Here is a 23,123-nt window from a genome sequence, read left to right on the forward strand (position 1 = left end):
GCGGCGACGCGCATCCTCTCCGGAACACCCCAACCCATACACTTTAATACAATTTCTCCCCTCTCCGTGTTTGCAATTGCGAGTCGTTCGCGTTATCCGGTCCACCTCATCATCAGGACCGACCCTCCCAATGCACGCCCCTGCCCGCCTCCAGCCCAAGAAAAAGAAGAAGACCTTCTGGCTGAAGCAGCTGCACAGCTGGCACTGGATCAGTTCCGCGATCAGCCTCATCGGCCTCCTGCTCTTCGCCTTCACCGGCATCACCCTCAACCACGCCGCCGATGTCGAAGCCTCGCCGCAGACCGTCGAAAAGTCCGCGACCCTCCCCCCGCCGCTCCTGAAACAAGTCGCCCCCGACAACCATGCGGACAGCAAGAAACCCCTTCCCATCCCCATCGCCGCATGGATCGAAAAGGAAATCGGCACTCGCGCAGCAGGCGAGGCGGAATGGTCCGCCGACGAAATTTACCTCGCCCTCCCCCGCCCCGGCGGCGACGGCTGGGTCTCGATCGACCGGCAAAGCGGCGCGGTGACGAGTGAAAGCACCAGCCGCGGCTGGATCAGCTATTTGAACGACCTCCACAAGGGTCGGAACACCGGCACCGTCTGGAAATGGTTCATCGACATCTTCGCCGTCGCTTGTTTCGTTTTCGCAATGACCGGCCTCCTCCTCCTCCAGCTCCACGCCGCCAAGCGCCCCAGCACCTGGCCCATCGTCGGGGCAGGCCTCATCATCCCAACCGTTTTAATTCTCCTTTTCCTTCATTAATTCAGGGGACCAGCAGCCAATGCAAATCCGCTACAAACTCATCCTCGGCAGCAGCGCCGCCTTCGGCGCAGCCGCAATCCCCGCCACCGCCCAGACGCTGAACGTCAACGTCGCCATCCCGCGCCTCTCCGTCGCGGAATATCACCGCCCCTACGTCGCCATCTGGCTGGAAAAGGAAGGCGCCACCCCCCGCACCCTGTCGGTCTGGTATGATGTCGACAAGGCAAAGGGCGAAGGCACCAAATGGCTCCGCGACCTGCGCCAATGGTGGCGCGTCTCCGGCCGATCGCTGAAAGTCCCCGCCGACGGCATCACCGGAGCAACCCGCGCTCCGGGTGACCAGAAGGTCGCCTTCGCGCCAGGCAAAGGCCCGCTCGGGCAACTCGCACCCGGCAACTACACGTTAGTGATGGAAGCCGCGCGCGAAGTCGGCGGCCGCGAACTGCTCCGCCTGCCTTTCAGCTGGCCAGCAAAGCCAGGCACCGTGGTCCGCGCAAAGGGCAACAATGAATTGGGGCAGGTCAGCCTCAGCGTCAGCAAATAAGGGGACTGTCATGAAAGCCAAATATCTGATCGCAGCAACCCTCGCCGCGCTGATGACCACCAGCGCTGCTCAGGCGCACCGCCAGTGGATGCTCCCGTCCTCGACCACCCTGTCCGGAACGGACAACTGGGTCACCGTTGACGCGGCGGTCTCAAACGACCTCTTCTACTTCGAACATATGCCGATGCGTACCGACGCCGTTGCAGTGACGCAGCCCGATGGATCGGCTGGCCAAATCGAAAACGCCGCGACCGGCAAATATCGCTCCACCTTCGATGTCCACCTGACGCAGCCCGGCACATACCGCGTCGCCAGCGTCTCGACCGGAATCATGGGCAGCTACACACTCAACGGCGAAGTAAAGCGCCTGCCTCGCGGCACGACCAAGGAGAAGCTGGCCGAAGCGATCCCGGCCGGAGCCACCGACGTCCAGACGGTCGAAGCCACCAACCGCAACGAAATCTTCCTGACGCTGGGCGCGCCTACCACCACCATATTCAAGCCGACCGGCGTTGGCATCGAACTGGTGCCCGTCACCCATCCGAACGACCTGGTGGCAGGCGAAGCGGCAACCTTCCAGTTCCTCCTCGATGGAAAGCCCGCCACGGACCTCAAGGTAACGGTGATCCCCGGCGGTATCCGCTATCGCGACACGTTGGGCCAGCAGGATCTGGTCACCGGCAAGGACGGAAAAGTTTCGATCAACTGGCCGCAGCCTGGCATGTACTGGCTGAACGCCACGGTCGGCGGAAATCGTGAAGGTGGCGAAGGCGCTCAGGCGACGTCGCCTGGCGCTCCGGCACCACGCCGCGCATCCTATGTCACCACCTTGGAAGTGCTGGCCCCCTGACCGGCATTCGCATCGCCATTCCCAACACGCCGCCCGCGCAGATCCCATCGGCTCAGCGGGGCGGAGCGGGCGACATTACAGAGCTTTCCGGACCGACCATGGGCACAAGCTGGTCGGCCCGGATCGTCGATGCTCCACCCGGCTGCGCGCGCGCGATCGATGACGTACTCGCTCGCATCATCGAGCAGATGAGCAACTGGCAAGCCGATTCCGACATCAGCCGTTTCAATGCACTGCCGATCGGGACCTGGGCAACGCTTCCCTCCGATATGATGATGGTGCTAAAAGCCGGGTTGGACATGGCTCGCCTATCCGGCGGCGCATTTGATCCGGCAATCGGACAGATAGTCGAACGATGGGGGTTCGGCTCATCGGGCATAACAGGCCCTGAAATGGTGCCTGCGCATCCCGCACCCTGGACCATGGTCGAGATCGCGGATCAGAGCGCCCGTCGCCTTGCTGACGTGAAGCTGGACTTTTCTGGCATAGCAAAGGGTTTCGCAGTCGATGCGGTTTCAGAAGCTCTCCGCGATCGGGGCGCTCGCGAATTTCTGGTCGAGATCGGTGGGGAATTGCGCGGCGATGGCCTCAAGCCCGATCATCAGCCCTGGTGGGTTGATGTAGAGGCACCGCCGGGTCTCGCAGTGCCCACCCTCCGCATCGCCTTGTGCGACCTGTCTGTAGCCACTTCGGGCGATTATGTGCGCTTCCAGACCAAGGACGGCGCGCACCTGTCTCACAGCATCGATCCGGCAACTGGCAGGCCCATCGCCAATGATGTCGCGTCGGTCACAGTCCTGCACGAACGCGCGATGCTGGCAGATGCCTGGGCGACTGCAATCACGATTTTGGGGCATGAACGCGGCATGGCGTTGGCGACACGTCACGATGTTGCCGCACGCCTCATTCTCCGCATCGAAGACGGCGCCAAGGAATATATAACGCCTGCTCTAGCCTCGATGTTCGATTAGGCCAGCCAGCCGTTTCAGGCGTCTGCCCACCGCCGCAGCAGATTGTGATAAATGCCCGTCAACCGGATCACCTGGACATTGTCATGGCCAAGATCAACGGCCAGCGCCTGTATGCTGCTATCGAGATCGAACATCATCTGACGCGCAGCATCGTCCCGAACCATCGACTGCAGCCAGAAAAAGCTGGCGATCCGTCGCCCGCGCGTCACCGGCTCAACGCGATGAAGCGACGAGGAAGGGTATAAAACCGCATGTCCCGCCGGTAGCTTCACCCGCTGCACGCCGAAATTTGTCTCGACGGTCAATTCGCCGCCATCATAGCTTTGCGGGTCTTCCAAGAAGACGGTCATCGAGAGGTCAGATCGTACCCTGAACCCGGTGCCCGCTTGCACCCGGACAGCGTTATCCACATGTACCCCAAATGCTTGCCCGCCTTCATAACTGTTGAACAGGGGCGGGAATATCTTGAGCGGCAGCGCAGCAGCGATAAATAGCGGCGAGCGCCCCAATGCTTCCAAAATGATCTGCCCCGCCTGCCGCGCCTCGGGCGCGTCCTCGGGAAGCTGCATGTTGCGCTTGGCAAGTGCCGACTGATGACCTGAGGTCACATTGCCGTCGATCCATTGCGCGGCGTCGATGAGCGTCCGGACGCGCTGCACAGTGGCAGGATCGAGCAAATCGGGGATAACGGTCAGCATGTCGAAAACTCTGTCAGCGCCTGTTGTTCACGCGTCCGCGCTGCGCAGCACGAAGGGGATTTCAACGACGCCCTTAACCCGTACCGGCTGGCCGTCCCGGATCATCGGCTTCCACCGCCAGCTTCGCACGGCTTCGCGCGCCGCGGCGTCCAGACGGGAAAAGCCGCTGCTCTGCGCAATAGTCAGGCTTTCAACAGCGCCATCAACGCCCAGCGTCAGGGATAGAATGACAGTTCCCTGCTCACGCTTGCGACGGCTTTCGATCGGGTAGCGCGGCGGCTTGCCCGCCACCATCTGCGTCGCCAGGTCGCCCCCCTGAACGGTACTCGGCGAGGCAGGAACCGCCGGTGCGGCAAGCACAGGCGCCCGGATTACAACAGGCGTTGGAGGAACCGGGACTGGAGAAGGATCAGGCGTGGTAGCGATCGGCACCGGCGGAACTGGCACTTGAACCAGCGGCGGAGGCGCCACTACCGGGGGCGCAGATGGGGGAGGCGGAGGCGTTTCCGCAGCTGGCGGCGGCGGGGGCGGCATCAAGTTGACGACCGACAGGCGGGCTTCGCGAACATACTGAACATGTTGTCGGGCGTGAATGAGCGCGAAGATCAAAACACCGTGAATGAGGATAATGAGCAGGATTGTGGGTAAATTGATCTGGCGTCGTTCACCATAGCGCGAAGCATTGGTTGCCGGGACCTCCGGCAGCTTGATGCTCGGAGATGGTGTCGGGCTATGTAGCGGAGAAACGGAGGATGCAGCATCATCTGCAATGAACCGTTCCGCTGCATCGAACATGCCACTTTCCCTTTCACGGCGATTCCCCGCAGAACAGGCACATAACGCCGGTTCTAATGCGAATCAATCGCACCCCTCTTCTTTCTTCAGAAAACGGGCGGATGGCGATCCGAGGAGGAGTGCATCGCCATCCGCCTTTTCCCCCGGCAAGGGACGATGCCGGGGGACGGTGGTCATTAGAAAGTGTAGTTCAGGCTCAGCACTGCGGATCGGGTCGCGGCGGGCTGTGCCCAGCTGCCGTTCACATTGTTGCGCACAGTCGTCACATACTTCTCGTTGGTGAAGTTCTGGACGTTGAGCTGCGCCTTAAGATTTTCGGTGATCGGGTAGTTCGCCATGAACCGATGGATGGTGTAGCTCGGCACATGATAGCCGACATAGTTGCCTGCCACGAGCTGCGCCAGCGTCGGCTGGTTCAGCAGGAACTTACCTTGGTAGGTTATGCCGTAACCCAGCTCCAGACCGAAGCCGAAGCGATAGGTGGTGAACAAGCTGCCTGAATGCTTGGGAGTATTCGTAAGCGAATAACCACGAGTGGGATCAAGGAAATCGGCGTTGTTAGCGCAATTGCCTGCCGTCGTGCTGGTCGATCCCGGATTGTCGAGGCAGAAGTCGGACACGCCCTGCCTGATCTTGCTCTTCAGATACATGTAGTTGGCGGAAATCGTCCAGTTGCTGGTGATATTGCCCGATGCGCCCAACGAAATGCCCTCGACCCGCTGGTGACCATCGGTCGCCTGATCGGGAAGGAGTACATTGCCGGACACCACCTTGATCTGGTTACGATCGTTGCGGAAGGCCGCAGCGGTCAGCAGCAGTTTGGCGTCGAACAGGTCAGCCTTGACGCCGATCTCATAGTTCTTGGTCGTTTCCGGCTTCACGTTGCAGGTCCCACCGCCGGTGCCCGTGTCGATGGCGCAGGAGCCGTCAACCGACGCCTTCGAAGGCAGCTTCGAATTGCCATAGGCGACATAGAGACTGGTGTTGGACGTGGGCTTCACGACTAGACCAACCCGATAAGACAAGAGGTTATCGTCAAATTTCGCCGGGGCTGATACGCCGGTCGGGTTGCCCAGGGTGGCAGAACCAGCAACCGTATCGAAGCTAACGTTCTTGCTGCTTCCCTTCACCTTCTCATAACGGATACCGCCGTTGAGTTCGAGCCAGTCTGTGAACTTCATCGCATCGAACAGATAGGCCGCGTAACTTGTCTGCTCACCCAACGCCCGCGTCGCCCGGATGAAGTTGATGGGTCCGACATAGTTGTTGCTGCCATAGACGAAGCCTGCCGGACCCTGCACCACTTCACCGGGATTGGAGATGCTGACGAGCGGATAGGAGGTCGTGAACGGATTTGTGCCATCGGCCGCACGCAGGCTGTTTCCGGCAAGCTGGTTATATTTTTCCCACAATGCAGACGCGCCGAGGACCAGCGTATGTTCAATCCCGCCTGTCGCGAAATCTGCGCTGAGATCAATCTGGTTATAGGCGGTTTCGTTGTTGATGAAGCGTGTATTGCCTCGACCATTGCCGCGGTTTGGCATAAAATAGCCGGGGGCGACCGTTGCGGCACAAGCCGATCCATCAGGTTGTACGCCTGAAGACAGGCAGAAGTCACCTGTCGGCTGGCTGGTGATGGTGTTCTGGCTGATCTTTTCATATCGCGTCAGGTTGCGTACCTTCAGGCTGTCGCTGAACGCATGGCTGAAGATCGCCTGCAACGACTTGGTCTTGCTGTCCTGCTTGTCGATATTGGCAAAGCCATAATAGCCTGAGCGGTCAAACTCATCCAAGATGCCACCCTGCGCCGGATAATAGCGCAGGCCATATTGCGGCATCGCATCGTCATCCAGATACTCGCCCTGCAAAGTCAGGCTGGTCGGACTGTCGATGCCGATCGTGATCGCAGGTGCGATGCCCCAGCGCTTGTAATTTTCGACGTCCCGGCCGGGCACGTCATTTTCGTGATACACGGCGTTGAGGCGCACAGCGATCAGGTCGTTGATGCGCTTGTTCGCATCCACCGTCGCACGGTAATAATTGTCGGTGCCGATCCCCGCGTTCAGGATCGTCTGGTCATCCGCCAGTGGCCGCTTGGTCACGAGATTAATCGTACCCGCAACCGAACCGCCGCCGTTCATCACGGAGTTCGCGCCGTTGGTAACTTCGACCTGCTCGATATTATAAACTTCGTTGCGGTTCAGGAATGCGCCCGATCGCACGCCATCGACGGTAACGTCGTTCTTCGCGTCCTGACCGCGCAGGATGATGCGGTCGCCATAACCAAAACCGCCCTCGCCAGCACCGAAGGTGATGCCTGGCACAGTCGATAGCACGTCGCGCAGGGTGAGCAGATTCTGCTGCTGGATCGTTTCCTTGTTGATCACAGTGATCGTCTGCGGCGTGTCCAGCAATGGGCGCACATATTTGGGCGACCCCGCGCGTTCGACCTTGATCTCCGAGGCGTCGATTGCGGTGTCCGTCACAGTCATCCCGCCAAGCTTGGGCGCCGGTGCACCGTCTTGCGCGTGGGCGGCCGAAGCAAAGGCAATTGCGCTCACGCAGCCAAGCGCCAGGAAGGACGGGATCGATTTGGAACTGCTGGACATCGAACGAAAACCCCTTTTCTCACTAATCGTCCGGGGTCAGCTATTGCGAATTGTTCGCAGAGTCAACGCTATTGCGAATAATTATTATCGCCGGGCAGCGCATTAGCGAAGAGCCAGCAGCGTATGGCGCTGGCCAAATTAGGCGGGCTTGGAGCCGCCAGCCGCGCAAGATCGATCTGCGCGATCAAGGCATTGAGAGGCAAACTCTCTCGCGCAGCGGCCGCGCGGAGAGCCTGCCAGAATATGGGTTCAAGACTGATGGCAGTCTGGTGCCCCGCGATCGTCACGCTTCGCTTGACGGGAGGCGAGAAGGGCGACCCGGCTGACGGCACTGCGCCTTCACTGTGGTCGCCCTGCGCCATCAATACATATGCTGTCCGCCGTTGATCGACATCGTGCTCCCCGTGACGAAGCCCGCCTCTTCGCTGCACAAAAAGGCTACGCCGCGCGCGATCTCTTCGGCTTGGCCGAGGCGGCCGACAGGAATCTTGGCGACGATCTTCTCCAGGACCGGAGCAGGCACCGCGGCCACCATGTCGGTGTCGATATAGCCCGGCGCGATCGCGTTGACAGTAACGCCAAACTTCGCCCCTTCCTGCGCCAGCGCCTTGGTAAAGCCATGTATACCGGACTTGGCGGCGGCATAGTTTACCTGCCCATATTGGCCAGCCTGACCGTTGATGGAGCCGATATTGACGATCCGCCCCCAAGCTCTTTCCCGCATGCCCCCGAAGGTCGCCTTGGCCATGTTGAAACAACCGCCAAGGTTGATGCGCATCACCTCATTCCAGTCGTCGAAGTTCATCTTGGCAAGCACGCCGTCACGGGTGATGCCTGCGTTATTGACCACGATATCGACGGGACCCAGCCTTTGGGCGACCGCTGCACAACCGTCGAGACAAGCCTGATGATCTCCCACATCCCAGCGGAAGGCCTCAATACCTGTCCTCTCTGTGAAGTCCCGCGCCTTTTCATCGTTTCCGGCATAATTGGCCGCGACTTTGCAACCCAGTTGCTTGAGCGCGAGACTAATCGCTTCCCCGATGCCGCGTGTTCCGCCCGTTACGATGGCAACTCTGTCCATAATCCCTCCCATGTTGAACTGGACGAAACGCTTCCTGAACCCAACCGGCCAGTTCTCGGCCGATCAGTTCGCGGTACAGTATCATAGCTTCTGGCGATGCATTCAAACAGCGCAAATGGGCGAACGCCTGGCCTCCAGCCGCCAGGAATTCCTCCTGCCCCCGGATAGCGATTTCCTCCAACGTCTCTAGACAATCGGCCGAAAAACCGGGGGTAAGCACAGCAACGGATCGAACGCCCTGCCGGGGAAGCTCCTGCAACGTCTCATCCGTCGCCGGGCCGAGCCATTTCGCTCTTCCAAATCGTGATTGGAACGACAGCCTCACTTCCCGGCCAAGCGCTTCCTGCAGCAGATTAGCAGTGACACGGCACTGATCATAATAGGGATCACCCAAATCGCGCGTTCGCTCAGGCATTCCATGGAAGCTCGCCACAAGCAGGTCCGGTTTGAAGTCCAGTTCAGCCAGTTGGCTTTCGGTCGAACTACGCAGCGCCTCAATATAGGCTGCTTCCGCAAAATATGGGGGCAATGTGCGGATGGCTGGCTGGGCTCGTAGGCCAGCCAAAGTGGTATAGCAGGCGTCCAGAGCGGTGGCAGTCGTCGCCGCGCAATATTGCGGGTAAAGCGGAGCCAGCAGGACGCGGTCGCATCCGGAGACGATCATCGCATTCAGCCGTTCGGCGATGGACGGTGATCCATAGCGCATGGCCCAATCCACCCTAACCTCCGGACCGGTAATTTGCTGGAGTGCAGCAGCAGTTTCACAAGTATAAACGGCAAGCGGCGAGCCCTTGTCCATCCACACTTCCCGGTAAGCCTTCGCAGACTTGGCCGGGCGCGTAAGAAGGATTGGACCGCGCAATATCGGCTGCCACAGAAGCTGGGGGATTTCCACCACGCGTGGGTCGGAGAGAAACTCACCCAGATATCGCCGCACGGACGCCGCGTCCGGTGCGTCGGGCGTACCCAGATTGATGATAAGGACGCCGATATTTTCCATATTCAATGTCATGTCCGCGCCAAGATCGGCAGCTGGCGGAATCGCTGCCCTGTAACTGTAAAAAGAGCGTTCGCTATGGCCGGAGCAATCGCAGGCGCCCCAATCTCGCTGAGCCCGGCCGGGGGTGCGGTGCTACGGATCAGTTCCACCGTGACCTCACCTATATCCTGCAACAGAGGAAGGCCCATGCGGGAGATGATCGAGCGCGTGGGCATTCCCTTCGCGTAAGGCACCGAAGCACCCGTTGCGGAAGCCAGGCCATAAATTATGCCACTTTCCACTTGCTGACGTGCGATGTCCGGATTGACCTGCTCCCCGCCATCTACCGCAGCGATGATCCGCCCAACCTTGAGCCGACCACCCTCGATCGCTGCCTCGACCATGACGGCGACATAAGCGCCATCTATGACATGCGCCGCCAGACCTTGACCGCTACCTTCGATACCTCCCTGCCATCCCCCCATCGATCCGACGGTCGTCAGGCAATGAGCCAGTCGCGGGTTGCCACCAAGCATCTGAATGCGGAAAGAGAGCGCCTCCATACCGGCAAGATGAGCCAGTTCATCAATGAAGCTTTCCGTAAAGAAGGCGCCATGAAGATGAGCATTGCCGCGCGCAAAGCCCAGCGGCAGTCCAACATCGGCCGGGAAATGATCGACCGCCCAATTCGGCAACGCATATGGCAGTTCCATCCCCGCCACAGCGAGACGGCTGGATGCGTTGGCAGTATCACGGCTCGCTTCATGCGGTAATTTGCGATCGGCGATGCGATTCCATGTCTGGGTCATGGCACAAGGCGCCGCCACTTTCGCGAGCCATCCTTCAATCGCACCGTTGCGGCCGAGCTTGGCCGCCATACGGGCATGGGCAGGAGCACTGGGACGATCCTGGATTACATCTTCCAGCCTTGACCAGAGCAGTTGGACGGGCCGCCCAACGTCTTTCGCTATCAACGCTGCCTGCACGCCAACCTCAAAATCCATCTTCCGGCCGAAAGAACCCCCGGCATGCAGGGGGTATAGCACCACCTGCTGATCAGGCAGATCGAGAGCATCCGCGATCGCGCTACGCGCGAGTGCAGGAGCTTGCGCGGGCATCCATATCTCGGCGAGTCCGTCGGTCACACGCGCGGTCGCGCAAGGAGGCTCCAGCGCCAGATGCAGCCCCGGGGCAACGGTAAACTCGCTGGCCATGATGGTGGCGTTGTCGAAAAGCGGCTTGAGATCGCCGCGCGAGTAAAGCCGCCGGCCATCCGAACCCGAAAAGGCTTCTTCAAGCGAAGCATCTATGCTGGTGCTGCTGACTGGCGTGCTCGATAATTCAAAAACCGGATCGCTAAGATCAAGCACCTTGTTGGCGGCCCACCAGTTGGTTGCGACAGCGGCCACCCACCGTTCGGTGCGCACCAGCTTGATAAAGCCGGTGACGGACTTCGCAGCCTGCTCGTTCACCCTTGTGAGCACGGCATCGCCGATCGGCCCTTGCCGGATGGAAGCGAAAACCATGTCCGGCAGCCGGACATCAGCAGTGAAGTTATGGCTGCCATCAATCTTCGAAGGCGTGTCGAGGCGCGGCAAATCCTGTCCGAAGAGCCGGTCAACCTGATCTTGGCGGAACGGCAATATCTCGGGCAGCTCGAATTCTGCTGCTTCCGCCGCCACCTCACCGATCGTCAATGTGCGCTGGCCGCCATCAGAAATGATGCCGTTCTGAATGTCACAACTTTCCCATGACACACCCCAGCGCGCCGCAGCGGCCTTACACAAGAGCACGCGCGCGGCGGCGCCCGCTTCCTTATAGGATTTGTGGAACATTGGCACGGACGTCCCAGCGCCAGTCAGCATCAAAGCACGCCGCGTCGCATATTGCTCGATCGTCCAATTGCCGACGTCACCCGCGAGCCTCGACCAGTCGCTCGCAAGCCACTTGCTGGCTAACAACGTGTTTGCATAGAGCGGACTGATGGGCGCACTTTGCACACCTACGGTGCGCCAGTCCGCACCCAGTTCATCCGCCAGTATCTGCGGCAGCAGCGTCGTCACGCCCTGCCCTGTTTCGGCCTGCGGCACGACCACGAGTACCCTGCCTGCCTTATCGATCTTCAAAAAGGCATTGAAGACGGTTTCGCCCGACGCTGTATTCAGATTTGGGCGGTAGCTGCGCGGCCATGCGCCCCAGGCCAGTAAAAGCCCAGCCGACGCTCCAGCGCCTACTAAAAGCGTACGCCGATCAAGCCGCCTTGCCGTGCCGTTATGATTTGCCTGCCTCCGCAGTGCGCGCGTCATGAGAACGTTGATAAAGAGGCTTGCGGCAGCTGGAAAGCGCTAAAGCGCGTGGACGTGCGGGATATTGAAACGGGGAATGTCGATGGCGGGGCAGCGGTCCATGACGACCTTCAATCCGGCAGCCTCCGCGCGCCGGGCGGCTGCCTCATTTATTACCCCCAACTGCATCCACACCGCCTTGGCTCCTGCGGCGATCGCATCGTCCACAGCCTCCCCCGCTGCTTCACTGCGACGGAAGATATCCACCATGTCGATTGGAACGCCGATGTCGGCAAGCCGCGCCCAGACAAACTCCCCATGCACATGCTCTCCCGCAATCTGCGGATTGACCGGCAACACGCGATAACCATGGTCCTGCAGGAACTTCATGACGCCATAGCTCGGACGACCGGGCCGATCAGAAATGCCAACCAAAGCGATGGTCCGCGTTTCCCCCAAAAGATCGGCAATTTCCTGCGGCAGCGTCAGCGGCATATCTTTGTTTCCTTCTCGGTCATCCTAAAGACGCAGGATGCAATGAACCGTTCCCCAACGCCGCCTTTAGCCCCGCAACCACGCCGCCACTTTGCTCGCGATTGCAAGGAAAGCCTCGCCAGAGGGATCATCCGTCGCTGCTGGAGGGTCGCCCCCATCCGACCGGCGCCGAATGTCTATCGCCAAAGGAATACGCCCTAGGAAGGGCATACCCATGGCTGAGCCAGCCGCTTCCGCCCCACCCGCGCCGAAAGGATCGGATATCTCACCGCAATGCGGACAGCTATACCCGGCCATATTCTCCACCAGCCCGATCAAGGGCACCTGTGTCTGCTCGAAAAGGCTGACCGCGCGCGTGGCATCGATCAAAGCCAGGTCTTGAGGCGTCGATACGATCACCGCTCCCGCAGGCTTATGCTTTTGCACCATCGAAAGTTGCACGTCTCCGGTTCCCGGCGGCATGTCCACGACCAGCACCTCAGTCTCACCCCAATCGGCATCGATCAGCTGCGAAAGCGCATTGCCCGCCATAGGCCCGCGCCAGGCCAGCGCCTTGCCGGGTTCGACCAGGTGCGCCATCGACAGCATCGGAATGCCTAACGGGCTTTCGACGGGGATCAGATGCTTGTCGCGCGCTTGGGGCTTTTTATCTTCGCTGGCCATCAGTCTGGCCTGCGACGGTCCGTAAATATCGGCGTCCACCAGACCTACCGCAAAACCCATTCGTTTGAGACCAACGGCAAGATTTGCCGAGAGGGTGGATTTGCCCACTCCGCCCTTGCCGGATGCAACGGCAATGATGCGGAGAGCCTTTCTTTCGGCTGTCATGGCGATCCGGACATCCTGCACACCTGCCACCGACAGCCCTCCTTCCCTGATCGCCGCAGCGACGGCATCCCGCCGTTCGGGGGAAAGACCGCCTACATCGAGCGCCAGGCTCATGATTCCATCCTTGATCCGGGGCGTGCTGGCGCGGCCCTCGGTCAAAGTCTTCAGTCGGGCGGCGAAACTCTCAAGATCGGTCATGACAGCACCTCCTAGGCAATAATCGTTGCGAAGGGCACTGTTTTTCGCGACCCAGCCTTCCTATAGAGACGGAATGAAGAGATTTTTCGGGTGGATGCCTGGCATCGCTAGCGCAATGGTCCAAGGCCCTTGGGGCGGCAAAAGCGACGGCCCGGGTGGCGATGAAGGTTCGGGCAAGGGAGGCGATGGCGGCCCCCGGAATCCCTGGACGCAACCGGGGAAGACGCCGGGCGGCAAAGGACCTTCCGCGATTGAGGAGCTGCTGCGCCGCAGCCGGGAGAGCTTCGGCCAAGGCGGTGGAGGCGGGTTTGGCAACTTGCCGCCTCGGCCCACCGGAAAAGCGCTTTGGCCAGCTGCCGTCGGCATCCTCATCTTGTTGTGGCTCGTGCTCACTTGCTTTCACCGCGTCGGCCCGCAGGAGCGCGGCGTCGTGACGCTGCTCGGTAAATATAGCCGGACCTTGTCGCCGGGGATCAGCTTGACGCTGCCCGCGCCCTTCGAGAATGTAACTACGGTCGATGTGGAGGAAATCCGGGCCATCGATATCGGTTCGCCCAGCGCGCAGAGCGAAAATCTGGTATTGACCGGCGACCAGAATATCATCGACCTTGCTTACTCGGTTCGCTGGAATATCCGCAGTCCTGAGCTTTATTTGTTCCAGCTGTCCGACCCTGATTCAACGGTTAGGGAAGTCGCGGAAAGCGCCATGCGATCGGTTGTCGCCAGCGCCAGCCTGGACGACGCGTTAGGTGCGGGCCGCACTGAAATCGAGCAGCAGGTCGAACAGCGGATGCAGGCAATATTGGACGGATACAGGTCCGGTATCCGTGTGCAGGGCGTCGCGATCAAGCAAGCCGATCCGCCGACGGCGGTCAACGACGCGTTCAAGGCGGTCTCTGCGGCGCAACAAACGGCCCAGACCTATTTGAACGAAGCGCGCGCTGCCGCGCAGCAGGTTACCGCCAAGGCTCAAGGCGAAGCTGCGGCATTCGACAAGGTGTATGAGCAGTATAAGCTGTCGCCCGACGTGACGCGCCGCCGCATGTATTACGAAACCATGGAGGGCGTTCTGTCCAACGTCGACAAGACGATCGTCGAAAGCGGCAATGTCACCCCGTTCCTGCCGCTGCCGGAATTGAAGCGGCGGGCGCAGGGAGCGTCCGCTTCTTCCGGCTCCGCCGCTGCGGAAGGGGGCCAATAATGCCGACGCTTATCCGCCATCCCGTAGCCTTGGCGCTGTCCGTCATAGCATTGCTGCTGCTTATCGGCAGCACCGTTGCCATCGTGCCCGAAACCAAGCAGGGCGTGATCGTGCGCTTTGGCGATCCAAAGAAGATCGTGAACCGCTATCGTGCCAACGAAGAGTTCGGCAAGACCGGTGCGGGCGTCATATTACGCTGGCCGTTCATCGATCAGATCGTCTGGATCGACAAGCGCGTCCTGTCGGTCGAAATGGAAAGACAGCAAGTGCTATCGACGGATCAACTCCGGTTGCAGGTCGACGCCTTCGCGCGTTATCGGATCGTCGATCCGTTGCGCATGTATATTGCGGCAGGGAATGAGGATCGTGTCTCCGATGCCCTCCGGCCGATCCTCGGTTCGGCGCTTCGGAATGAGCTTGGCAAACGTCCTTTCGCTGCGTTGCTGTCGCCCGAGCGCGGTCAGGTCATGGACAATATTGAGGCCGGTCTCAATCGCGTAGCCCGTCAATATGGGGCGCAGATCGTCGATGTACGGATCAAGCGGGCAGACCTGCCCGACGGCGCACCGCTGGAAAGTGCTTTCACCCGAATGCGCACCGCCCGTGAGCAGGAAGCGCTGACGATCAGGGCTCAAGGCGCGAAGCAGGCGCAGATCATCCGCGCCGAAGCCGATGCGAACGCGGCGCGCATTTATTCGGAAAGCTTTGGCAAGGACCCGCAATTCTACGATTTCTATCGGGCGATGCAGGCCTACAGACTGACCTTTGCACCCGATCGGCCGGGCTCGACGACGATGGTGCTGTCGCGCGACAATGAGTTCCTGAAACAGTTTCAAGGCAAGGATCGATAACCGTGAAATGCGGAAGAGGGTTGTAGATCATTTCGGAACCAGCTTCATTCAATGAGGGTTAAGGCTAGGCGGCGCATCCGACTCTACCCAGAGTCCCGCCTTTCCTTCGCCAAAGTTCACGAGAGGACCGTCACGAGTGCGTTACGCTTATGCCCTTACCGGCGCCCTGCTGCTTGGTGGCACCGCCATCGCCGTAACCTCCAGCCCGAATGTCGGCGCGCAAGTCGCGCAAAATGAGGGCATGCAGGCCGCCGCGCCCGCAGGTGCCCCTGCCAGCCTGGCTGACATGGTCGAAAAGTTGCAGCCTGCCGTCGTCAATATTTCCACGCGACAGCGCGTCCAGGTTCAAAACCCATTCGCTGGCACGCCCTTTGGCGATCTGTTCGGCCAGGGCCAGAGCGGCAAGCCGCAGACCCGCCAGGCCCAATCTCTCGGTTCGGGTTTCATCATCTCGGCCGATGGCTATATCGTCACCAACAATCACGTGGTGTCCGCAGGCGCCGAAGGCGCGTCGGTGGATGCGATCACGGTTACCCTCACCAATCGCGAGGAATATCCGGCAAAGCTGATCGGCCGTGACCCGGCGACGGACATTGCGGTGCTGAAGATAGAGCCGAAAAAAGCCCTGCCTTTCGTCAAGTTCGGCGACAGCACGAAGGCACGCGTCGGTGACTGGGTCATCGCCATCGGCAACCCGTTCGCCTTGTCGGGCACCGTGACCGCAGGGATCATCTCCGCGGTCCATCGTGGCACCGGTGGCACCTACGACAAATTCATCCAGACCGACGCGTCGATCAATCAGGGCAATAGCGGCGGCCCGATGTTCGACATGCGCGGCAATGTGATCGGTATCAACAGCCAGATCCTTTCGCCCTCTGGCGGCAACGTTGGCATCGGCTTTGCGATTCCGTCCGAACAGGCGGCGCCGATCGTCGATACCTTGCGCAGAGGGCAGAGCGTCAAGCGCGGTTATCTGGGGATCCAGATCAGTCCGCTGGGCGAAGACCTCGCCGATTCCCTGGGTCTTGCGAAAAATCGCGGCGAATTCGTTCAGGGCGTCGAACCGGGCAAGGGCGCCGACCGCGCTGGTATCAAGGCGGGCGACGTCATCGTCAGCGTGGCCGGTCAGGAAGTGACACCGGACCAGAACCTGTCGTCTATCGTCGCATCGCAGCCGATCGGCTCCCGCGTGCCGATCGTTCTGCTGCGCAATGGTCAACGTCAGACCGTAACCGCCATCGTCGGCCAGCGTCCGTCAGAGGATGAACTCAACAGCTTCGCCCAGCAGCAGGATGATGACTTCAATCAACAGCAGGATGACCAATCCAGCGGCGGGCAGGCGACGCAGCAGTCGCTGGGCATTTCGGCCATCCCCCTCACGCCCAACATCGTTCGCCAGTTGGGCGTTGCGGCGGATACGCGTGGAATCGTGATCACGGCGGTGGATTCTTCGACTGACGCAGGAGCAAAGGGCCTGCGCCGAGGCGATGTGATTATCACCGCCAACAACCGGCCCGTAGCTAGCCAGGCGGAGCTGGACGCAGCCGTACGCCAAGTGTCCTCGCAAGGACGCAATGCCATCCTGTTGCAGGTTTTACGTCGCGGCCAGCCTGCCGTATTCTTGCCTGTGCGCCTGCGGGACAAATAGCCCGGCAACAGCGCATCGGACGGATCATAGCGGGTCGCGCTTGCCGGAGGTCCTGTCTCGCCCTTAAGATGGCAAGACAGCACTTCCGACGGGCGCGGCCCGCCGCTTTTGGGAGCATGACGCATGAGCGACGGCATTTTCATCGGTCTTGGCGCAGCGGACAAGGATGGCGGCATTCCACAGACGCTCAACCTGCGCCGCGCCAATCGTCATGGACTGATTGCAGGCGCTACCGGAACTGGCAAAACGGTAACACTGCAGGGTATCGCCGAGAGCTTTTCCGCGCTGGGTGTCCCGGTCTTTCTCGCCGACGTGAAAGGTGATCTGTCGGGCATCGCGATGGCCGGGTCGCCGACCGCGAAAAACGCCGACAAGCTGGTCGCTCGCGCCAAGGAGATCGGCCTGGAAAATTACAGTTATGCCGACAATCCAGCGATCTTCTGGGACCTTTACGGCGAGCAAGGGCATCCGATCCGCACTACGGTCAGCGAAATGGGACCGCTATTGCTGGCCCGGCTCATGGGCCTGAACGAAACCCAGGAGGGCGTACTCTCCATCGCGTTCAGATATGCCGATGACGAAGGACTACTGCTGCTTGATCTCGGCGATCTCCAGGCCATGCTGGCCTATTGTGCGGAAAATGCCGACGAACTGTCCAGCCGCTATGGCAATGTGACCAAGGCGAGCGTCGGCACCATCCAACGCCAGTTGCTGCAATTGGACAGCCAGGGCGGCGGCCATTTCTTTGGGGAGCCGGCGCTCGACATTCACGACTTCCTGAAAGTGGATGATCAAGGGCGCGGCTATGTCAACATTCTGGCCGCCGACAAACTGATGCAGAGCCCCAAGCTCTACGCGACCTTCCTGCTCTGGCTCCTGAGTGAGCTTTTCGAGACGCTTCCCGAGGTCGGAGACCCGGAAAAGCCTATTCTGGTCTTCTTCTTTGACGAAGCGCATTTGCTTTTTGACGACGCCCCCAAGGCCCTGACGGACAAGATCGAGCAGGTTGTCCGGCTGATCCGTTCCAAGGGCGTGGGCGTCTATTTCGTGACCCAGAACCCGATCGACATTCCCGAAGACGTGGCAGGGCAGCTTGGCAACCGCGTTCAGCATGCACTGCGCGCATTCACCCCGCGTGATCAAAAGGCCATAAAGGCCGCAGCCGAGACATTCCGAGTCAATCCGGACCTGGACGTTGAAAGTGCGATTACGGAATTGAAAGTCGGCGAAGCGCTGGTCTCGCTGCTTCAGGAGGATGGCTCGCCAGGCATCGTCCAGCGCACCCTGATCGCTCCACCCCGTTCACGTTTGGGGCCGGTAGACGCAAAGGAGCGGGCGATCATTCAATCCATCTCCCCATGCGCGGGCAAATATGATGACGCGATCGATCGCGAGTCCGCCGAGGAGATATTAGCCGCCCGCGGTCAAGCCGCCGCTGCTGCCTCGCAGGCTGCCAAGGCGAATGCCGAAGCAGACAAGGCCGCCGCCGCGCAGGCAAAATTGGAGGCCAAACAGCGGGAAGCAGAACTCAAGGAGCAGGCAAGGCGCGACGCGGCCGCCGCGCGCGAGGCGGCCAAGCCTTCAGCCCTCGACCGAGCCGTTCAGTCAGCCTCCCGTTCGGCCGCGTCTTCGGTCGGGCGGCAGGTTGCCAATGAGCTCGGTCGGGCCGTATTTGGAGGAACCAGCCGCCGTTCCTCATCAGGCGGCTTGGCGGGACAACTTGTGCGCGGCATATTGGGTAGCCTTTTCAAATAAAGGCTAGCCGCAGAGGAGGCATAATATGCATATCGGAAGCATGGCTATTTGCGCCATCAGCCTGGCAACTGCCTTGCCTGCCCACGCGCAGGATTATCGCGATCTGCACCGTGCGGCCGATGCAGCAATTATCAGCGATGTCGTTCGTGACCGGCAGGAGGAACGTGACGCGAAGCGGCAGCCTTATGCCTCTCCTCGATATGGCTCTATCCATAGCACAGCCGCAGCGCGCAATGCCTGCGCGGCCAAGGCCCGTCAGGAAGCAGGTCCGGGTGCGCGCATATTGGGTCGCGTGGAAGCGAGATCCATGTCGACCGGATGGGAGGTCGAAGGAGAGGTCGGCCCGGCCGACGAGCGCCGGTCTGTTCCCTTTGTCTGCTCGGTTCGCAATGGGTCGGTGAGCGGCATCCTGCTGGACCCCGACCGCTAAAATTTCGCGAGGTTGCAAGCGAGAGTTTCGCGGCTGCAAAAACTGCTTTTGCCATTCTCTACCGCTGTAATTGCGTAATGCTGTGCAGGCGATAAGGAAATCATATGAAGGCCCCCGCCGACTCCCGCCATCCACTGCGCTTCGGCGATTTCCGCGCCTACCTGCTGGGGCGGCTGGCGGGCGTACTGGCCCAATATGGCATGATGACCGTGCTTGGGTGGCAGGCATACAATATCGCACGCGAAAGCATGAGCACCTCCGGCGCCGCCGCTCAGCTAGGCCTGATCGGGTTCGCGCAGTTTGTGCCTCTGTTCTTTCTGACACCGCTTACGGGTTGGGTCGCGGACCATTTCGACCGCCGCGCCATTGCGCGCCTGACCTTGGCACTGCTCATGGCAGCGTCGGGATTGCTGGCTTTTGCAACCTATGAAGGCTGGGTGAGCCTATCCCTGATTTTCGGCATCGTCGGCGTGGTGGGAATCACGCGCGCGTTCAATGGGCCTGCCTACAGCGCATTGGCGCCCAACCTGGTCCCGCGCGACGTGCTGCCCAATGCGATCGCGCTGTCCAGCGTTGCATGGCAGGCAGGGATGATCATTGGCCCCGCATTGGGTGGCTATGTCTACGCCATGACGCCTTGGGGCGCTTATGCTCTTACATCGCTACTGTTCGCGATTGCCCTTTGGGGCATGTTGCTGATCGGCCCGGTCAAACAGCCGCCGCGGGACACAAGCCGCCATCCGGTTCGCCAGATGCTTGACGGCTGGACTTATGTGCGATCGAACCGTCTCGTGCTGGCCACCATCACTCTGGACCTGTTCGCGGTGCTGCTGGCAGGAGCGACTGCGCTTTTGCCCGTCTACGCACGCGACATATTGAAGGTTGGATCGGCGGGACTGGGGCATCTGGCCGCCTCTCCCGCTATCGGAGCGGCCATCGTCGCGCTTTTCTTCTCCTTTCGACCCATGCGATCAGAGGTCGGGTTGAAGATGCTGGGCGCGGTCATGATCTTTGGCCTGTCCACGATCCTTTTCGGCGCCACAGCCTTCATTCCCCGCAATATTGCGATGGAGATCGGCATCGGCGCACTAGTGTTGCTGGGCGCTGCGGACATGGTGTCCGTTTACGTGCGCCAGTCGCTGATCCAGCTTCATACGCCCGATGCGATGCGGGGCCGAGTGTCCAGCCTTTCACAACTCACCATTTCGGCGTCGAACGAATTGGGGGAAGCGGAGTCAGGCTTCCTCGCCGCGCTGGTTGGTCCCGTTGCGGCCGTGATTGGCGGCGGGATCGGCGCTATAGTCATCACAATTTTATGGGCGCGGCTCTTTCCCGAATTGCGCCTTGCACGTACCTTTGACCCACCCGACTTAAGGGAGGCCGAGATTAGCCAGGAGAAGGCGAAATGAAAGCTGCCAATATTCTCGAAACCATCGGCAACACGCCGCATATTCAGGTGAGCCGCCTGTTTGCAGACGCGCCTGAGGGCACCGAAGTCTGGATCAAATCGGAACGCGCCAACCCGGGCGGATCGATCAAGGACCGTATCGCGCTTGCGATGATCGAGGCCGCCGAGGCGTCGGACGATCTGAAACCCGGCGGAACGATCATCGAGCCGACGTCTGGCAATACGGGCGTCGGCCTGGCCATGGTCGCGGCGGTGAAGGGTTACAAGCTCATCCTCGTCATGCCGGAAAGCATGTCGGTGGAACGGCGCCGGTTGATGCTGGCTTATGGCGCGTCCTTTGACCTGACTCCTCGCGAGAAGGGCATGAAAGGCGCGATCGAACGCGCGCTGGAGTTGATCGAGCAAACGCCCAATTCCTGGATGCCCCAACAGTTTGAAAATGCCGCGAATATTGACGTGCATGTTCGCACGACGGCGCAGGAGATCGCGACAGATTTCGCGGACAGCCCGCTTGACGCTCTAATTACCGGGGTCGGCACGGGCGGTCACATCACGGGTGTTGCCGAGGTACTCAAAAAGCTGTGGCCCAACCTGAAGGTCTATGCGGTTGAGCCTACCCTTTCGCCAGTCATCAGCGGCGGACAGCCGGGTCCCCACCCCATTCAGGGTATCGGGGCTGGCTTCATCCCCGCAAATCTGCACACGCAGTTGCTGGACGGCGTGATCCAGGTCGATCCGGTCGATGCCAAGGAATATGCCCGCCGGGCGGCACGGGAGGAAGGCATGCTCGTGGGCATCTCGTCCGGCGCGACTCTGGCCGCGATCGCGCAGAAGCTGAAGGAGCTTCCACCCGGCAGCCGCGTTCTGGGTTTCAACTATGACACTGGTGAACGCTATCTGTCGGTGCCTGACTTCCTGCCCGAATAGGATGGCGCAGGGTCAGGAATGATCGACGCTTCTACCAGCAGCCAGCCACATCGCGCGATGTGGCTGATCTGGCTCCTGCTGTTCGCCGGTTTGCCTGCGCTGGTGGCGCGGTGGGATGCGCGGGCACCTGCGGCCGACGCGGCACGGACGGCACTGGTTCAGCGCGCGCTGATGAAGTGGCCGACCACAGCGGCACCCGTTGTGCAGCCAGTGGAACTTTACACGCTGGATCGTGATCAGGCGCGGGCGTTCAACGGGGCCGTGCCTTTCTCGCGGCTCCCCAATCCGGCAGCGCGGCCATTTGTGTTCACTGGCTCGGAAAGCGATCTGGCGCGGGCCACGGACTGCCTGGCGGCCGCGCAGCTTTACGAGGCGGGCGATGACGCGGTGGGCGAGCGGGCAGTGGCGCAGGTGATTTTGAACCGGGTTCGGCATCCCGCTTTCCCCAAAACGGTGTGCGGGGTCGTGTTTCAGGGGCAGGAGCGATCGACCGGCTGTCAGTTCACTTTCACCTGCGATGGCGCGATGGCGCGGTCGCCGGGGGAAGATGCCTGGAACAGAGCGCGGGAGATTGCGAAGGCTGCGCTGGCGGGCAAGGTGTTCAAGCCGGTCGGCTATGCCACCCACTATCATACGGATTGGGTTGTCCCCTATTGGAGCGGGAGCCTGGACAAGATCACGGCGGTGGGGACGCACCTTTTCTTCCGCTGGCGAGGATGGTGGGGAACGCCGCCCGCTTTCCGGTTGGCGCGGGATAGTGTGGAGCCGGTGATTGCGCGGATCGCTCGACTGTCGATGGCGCATCAGGACGGGAACAGCGAGGGGTCGGGCGTTCTGGCGCCGGGTGGTAGCAGTCTGGCGGCTTTGACGGCCAAGCCGCGGGAGGCGATCGGCGCGGACTCGCTGGGCCGGATAATGGGCGGCGCAAGGTTGATCGCGATCGCGCCGGGAGCGCGGAGCTTTCTGGTGGAACTTGGCAAGGGGACGACGCCCGACAACTGGCCGGTGATGGCGCAGACTTTCTGCGCGGGACGGCCGGAGTGTCGGATCATGGCGTGGCGAGCGGGGAGCGCTCCTGCCGGGTTTCCGCTGTCGGGGGATCAGATGGAAAGCATGAGCTTTGCCTATATTCACAATAGCGCAACGGGATTGCAGCGGGCCTTGTGGAATTGCGGGCAGACGGCGCGGGAGAACAAGGGAGAATGCATGCGACAGCGGGTGCCGACGGAGCAGGTGAATGTTCCACCGCCGCTGAACGGAGTGCGGCGGAAGGAGCGGTTTGAGACGGTAACGATCGTGCCGCCGGTCAAAGTCGTGAATGAAATGGCGGATTGAACGAGTTTTCGGCGGTTTCCTATTTTTCCTATTTTGGGAGGGGCCTTCCCTGCTCTTCCTCCGGCGGCGGCGTGGGGAGTGGGCCGCGGGCGTCGAGGCTGATCTTTACGTTTCAGAAGCGATGCCTCATGCGGGTTTTGGCCCGCGAACGTCGGAAGATCAGGCGGTGCTGAAAGACAGCCAAGGGCCGGTAGGCGAATGTCGGGTTTGGAGCTGAGATGCAGGGGTAGCTGCCTTTGCGTGGCGCCGGCTCGCAACCAGAGCCGTCATTCAATTCTGCCCTCACGAACGTCCGGTCGTGGCGGAAGCTGTCGATCATGTACTCGAAGAAGACGATCGGCAATCGCCAAAAGGTCCCCATGGTTTTGCCAGCGTCGCGTCTCCCGACCGGCCCCATAGAATGAAAATCCGGTCGAAGGCGTCTACCGCTCCTGTGTACTATGGGTGCCGCGGCCTGATCGAC

General features: G+C 60.9%; 21 protein-coding genes. 12 read left to right on the forward strand and 9 right to left on the reverse strand.

The features are described from left to right. The first annotated feature begins 130 nt into the window (after positions 1-130). The 4 genes from ACZ5YV_RS09105 (at position 131) to ACZ5YV_RS09120 (ending at position 3,134) form a co-directional block, all read left to right on the forward strand. Positions 131-769: a PepSY-associated TM helix domain-containing protein gene (locus tag ACZ5YV_RS09105; protein WP_464787340.1), complete on the forward strand. Its 639-nt coding sequence runs from the start codon at positions 131-133 to the stop codon at positions 767-769. Between the two features lie 19 nt (positions 770-788). After that, positions 789-1,313, forward strand: coding sequence for a DUF2271 domain-containing protein (locus ACZ5YV_RS09110; RefSeq protein WP_464787341.1), 525 nt, complete (start codon positions 789-791; stop codon positions 1,311-1,313). A gap of 10 nt (positions 1,314-1,323) precedes the next feature. Then, positions 1,324-2,163: a DUF4198 domain-containing protein gene (locus ACZ5YV_RS09115; protein WP_464787342.1), complete on the forward strand. Its 840-nt coding sequence runs from the start codon at positions 1,324-1,326 to the stop codon at positions 2,161-2,163. A gap of 98 nt (positions 2,164-2,261) precedes the next feature. Next, the gene (locus ACZ5YV_RS09120) at positions 2,262-3,134 is read left to right on the forward strand and encodes an FAD:protein FMN transferase (protein ID WP_464787343.1); all 873 of its coding nucleotides are present in this window, start codon (positions 2,262-2,264) and stop codon (positions 3,132-3,134) included. A gap of 14 nt (positions 3,135-3,148) precedes the next feature. Here the strand turns inward: ACZ5YV_RS09120 and ACZ5YV_RS09125 are convergent, their stop codons facing one another. From ACZ5YV_RS09125 to ACZ5YV_RS09165, 9 genes are all read right to left on the reverse strand, one after another. Next, positions 3,149-3,832, reverse strand: a complete 684-nt coding sequence (locus ACZ5YV_RS09125; RefSeq protein ID WP_464787344.1) for a Fe2+-dependent dioxygenase — start codon at positions 3,830-3,832, stop codon at positions 3,149-3,151. A 27-nt stretch (positions 3,833-3,859) separates the two neighbouring features. Beyond that, positions 3,860-4,627: an energy transducer TonB gene (locus ACZ5YV_RS09130; RefSeq protein ID WP_464787345.1), complete on the reverse strand. Its 768-nt coding sequence runs from the start codon at positions 4,625-4,627 to the stop codon at positions 3,860-3,862. A gap of 176 nt (positions 4,628-4,803) precedes the next feature. After that, positions 4,804-7,236, reverse strand: a complete 2,433-nt coding sequence (locus ACZ5YV_RS09135) for a TonB-dependent receptor (protein WP_464787346.1) — start codon at positions 7,234-7,236, stop codon at positions 4,804-4,806. 68 nt (positions 7,237-7,304) lie between these two features. After that, positions 7,305-7,598, reverse strand: coding sequence for a ribbon-helix-helix domain-containing protein (locus ACZ5YV_RS09140; RefSeq protein WP_464787347.1), 294 nt, complete (start codon positions 7,596-7,598; stop codon positions 7,305-7,307). Then, a complete protein-coding gene (gene phbB / locus ACZ5YV_RS09145) occupies positions 7,598-8,320 on the reverse strand; it encodes an acetoacetyl-CoA reductase (protein ID WP_464787348.1) in 723 nt (240 codons plus the stop codon). Before phbB ends, ACZ5YV_RS09140 begins: the two co-directional genes overlap by 1 nt. After that, on the reverse strand, positions 8,265-9,320 hold the full coding sequence (gene hemH, locus ACZ5YV_RS09150; protein ID WP_464789184.1) for a ferrochelatase: 1,056 nt from the start codon (positions 9,318-9,320) through the stop codon (positions 8,265-8,267). The genes phbB and hemH overlap by 56 nt, the downstream gene beginning before the upstream one ends. A gap of 8 nt (positions 9,321-9,328) precedes the next feature. Continuing rightward, entirely contained in the window at positions 9,329-11,605 is a 2,277-nt protein-coding gene (locus ACZ5YV_RS09155; protein WP_464787349.1) for a molybdopterin cofactor-binding domain-containing protein, read from the reverse strand. Positions 11,606-11,644: 39 nt separating this feature from the next. Then, complete coding sequence (locus ACZ5YV_RS09160; RefSeq protein WP_464787350.1) at positions 11,645-12,079, reverse strand: CoA-binding protein; 435 nt, start codon at positions 12,077-12,079, stop codon at positions 11,645-11,647. Between the two features lie 66 nt (positions 12,080-12,145). Further along, positions 12,146-13,105: an Mrp/NBP35 family ATP-binding protein gene (locus ACZ5YV_RS09165; protein ID WP_464787351.1), complete on the reverse strand. Its 960-nt coding sequence runs from the start codon at positions 13,103-13,105 to the stop codon at positions 12,146-12,148. Positions 13,106-13,178: 73 nt separating this feature from the next. Here ACZ5YV_RS09165 and hflK point away from each other — a divergent pair, with 73 nt between their 5' ends. The 8 genes from hflK to ACZ5YV_RS09205 all read left to right on the forward strand — a co-directional run bounded on the left by hflK (position 13,179) and on the right by ACZ5YV_RS09205 (position 22,660). Then, positions 13,179-14,306 (forward strand): FtsH protease activity modulator HflK, encoded by a 1,128-nt coding sequence (hflK, locus tag ACZ5YV_RS09170; protein ID WP_464787352.1) that lies wholly within the window; start codon positions 13,179-13,181, stop codon positions 14,304-14,306. Beyond that, positions 14,306-15,157, forward strand: coding sequence for a protease modulator HflC (hflC, locus tag ACZ5YV_RS09175; RefSeq protein WP_464787353.1), 852 nt, complete (start codon positions 14,306-14,308; stop codon positions 15,155-15,157). Before hflK ends, hflC begins: the two co-directional genes overlap by 1 nt. Before the next feature lie 136 nt (positions 15,158-15,293). Then, entirely contained in the window at positions 15,294-16,805 is a 1,512-nt protein-coding gene (locus tag ACZ5YV_RS09180) for a Do family serine endopeptidase (RefSeq protein WP_464787354.1), read from the forward strand. Positions 16,806-16,928: 123 nt separating this feature from the next. Beyond that, the gene (locus ACZ5YV_RS09185) at positions 16,929-18,560 is read left to right on the forward strand and encodes a helicase HerA-like domain-containing protein (protein WP_464787355.1); all 1,632 of its coding nucleotides are present in this window, start codon (positions 16,929-16,931) and stop codon (positions 18,558-18,560) included. Positions 18,561-18,585: 25 nt separating this feature from the next. Then, positions 18,586-18,990, forward strand: a complete 405-nt coding sequence (locus ACZ5YV_RS09190) for a hypothetical protein (RefSeq protein ID WP_464787356.1) — start codon at positions 18,586-18,588, stop codon at positions 18,988-18,990. A 104-nt stretch (positions 18,991-19,094) separates the two neighbouring features. Next, positions 19,095-20,399 carry an MFS transporter gene (locus ACZ5YV_RS09195; protein ID WP_464787357.1) on the forward strand — a complete coding sequence of 435 codons (1,305 nt, stop codon included), beginning with the start codon at positions 19,095-19,097 and terminating at the stop codon, positions 20,397-20,399. After that, positions 20,396-21,325 carry a cysteine synthase A gene (gene cysK / locus ACZ5YV_RS09200; RefSeq protein WP_464787358.1) on the forward strand — a complete coding sequence of 310 codons (930 nt, stop codon included), beginning with the start codon at positions 20,396-20,398 and terminating at the stop codon, positions 21,323-21,325. Before ACZ5YV_RS09195 ends, cysK begins: the two co-directional genes overlap by 4 nt. 18 nt (positions 21,326-21,343) lie before the next feature. Then, the gene (locus tag ACZ5YV_RS09205) at positions 21,344-22,660 is read left to right on the forward strand and encodes a cell wall hydrolase (protein WP_464787359.1); all 1,317 of its coding nucleotides are present in this window, start codon (positions 21,344-21,346) and stop codon (positions 22,658-22,660) included. Positions 22,661-23,123: the final 463 nt, after the last annotated feature.

Source organism: Sphingobium sp. TomTYG46 (assembly GCF_055396345.1).

What these genes read in the sequence shown, in the direction of transcription:
- ACZ5YV_RS09190 (WP_464787356.1), top strand. Translation starts at nt 18,586, where the DNA reads ATGCATATCGGAAGCATGGCTATTTGCGCCATCAGCCTGGCAACTGCC.
- cysK (WP_464787358.1), top strand. Translation starts at nt 20,396, where the DNA reads ATGAAAGCTGCCAATATTCTCGAAACCATCGGCAACACGCCGCATATT.
- ACZ5YV_RS09205 (WP_464787359.1), top strand. Translation starts at nt 21,344, where the DNA reads ATGATCGACGCTTCTACCAGCAGCCAGCCACATCGCGCGATGTGGCTG.
- ACZ5YV_RS09165 (WP_464787351.1), bottom strand. Translation starts at nt 13,105, where the DNA reads ATGACCGATCTTGAGAGTTTCGCCGCCCGACTGAAGACTTTGACCGAG.
- ACZ5YV_RS09155 (WP_464787349.1), bottom strand. Translation starts at nt 11,605, where the DNA reads ATGACGCGCGCACTGCGGAGGCAGGCAAATCATAACGGCACGGCAAGG.
- ACZ5YV_RS09110 (WP_464787341.1), top strand. Translation starts at nt 789, where the DNA reads ATGCAAATCCGCTACAAACTCATCCTCGGCAGCAGCGCCGCCTTCGGC.
- hflK (WP_464787352.1), top strand. Translation starts at nt 13,179, where the DNA reads ATGAAGAGATTTTTCGGGTGGATGCCTGGCATCGCTAGCGCAATGGTC.
- phbB (WP_464787348.1), bottom strand. Translation starts at nt 8,320, where the DNA reads ATGGACAGAGTTGCCATCGTAACGGGCGGAACACGCGGCATCGGGGAA.
- hflC (WP_464787353.1), top strand. Translation starts at nt 14,306, where the DNA reads ATGCCGACGCTTATCCGCCATCCCGTAGCCTTGGCGCTGTCCGTCATA.
- ACZ5YV_RS09135 (WP_464787346.1), bottom strand. Translation starts at nt 7,236, where the DNA reads ATGTCCAGCAGTTCCAAATCGATCCCGTCCTTCCTGGCGCTTGGCTGC.
- ACZ5YV_RS09125 (WP_464787344.1), bottom strand. Translation starts at nt 3,832, where the DNA reads ATGCTGACCGTTATCCCCGATTTGCTCGATCCTGCCACTGTGCAGCGC.
- ACZ5YV_RS09130 (WP_464787345.1), bottom strand. Translation starts at nt 4,627, where the DNA reads ATGTTCGATGCAGCGGAACGGTTCATTGCAGATGATGCTGCATCCTCC.
- ACZ5YV_RS09185 (WP_464787355.1), top strand. Translation starts at nt 16,929, where the DNA reads ATGAGCGACGGCATTTTCATCGGTCTTGGCGCAGCGGACAAGGATGGC.
- ACZ5YV_RS09120 (WP_464787343.1), top strand. Translation starts at nt 2,262, where the DNA reads ATGGGCACAAGCTGGTCGGCCCGGATCGTCGATGCTCCACCCGGCTGC.
- hemH (WP_464789184.1), bottom strand. Translation starts at nt 9,320, where the DNA reads ATGGAAAATATCGGCGTCCTTATCATCAATCTGGGTACGCCCGACGCA.
- ACZ5YV_RS09115 (WP_464787342.1), top strand. Translation starts at nt 1,324, where the DNA reads ATGAAAGCCAAATATCTGATCGCAGCAACCCTCGCCGCGCTGATGACC.
- ACZ5YV_RS09140 (WP_464787347.1), bottom strand. Translation starts at nt 7,598, where the DNA reads ATGGCGCAGGGCGACCACAGTGAAGGCGCAGTGCCGTCAGCCGGGTCG.
- ACZ5YV_RS09105 (WP_464787340.1), top strand. Translation starts at nt 131, where the DNA reads ATGCACGCCCCTGCCCGCCTCCAGCCCAAGAAAAAGAAGAAGACCTTC.
- ACZ5YV_RS09195 (WP_464787357.1), top strand. Translation starts at nt 19,095, where the DNA reads ATGAAGGCCCCCGCCGACTCCCGCCATCCACTGCGCTTCGGCGATTTC.
- ACZ5YV_RS09160 (WP_464787350.1), bottom strand. Translation starts at nt 12,079, where the DNA reads ATGCCGCTGACGCTGCCGCAGGAAATTGCCGATCTTTTGGGGGAAACG.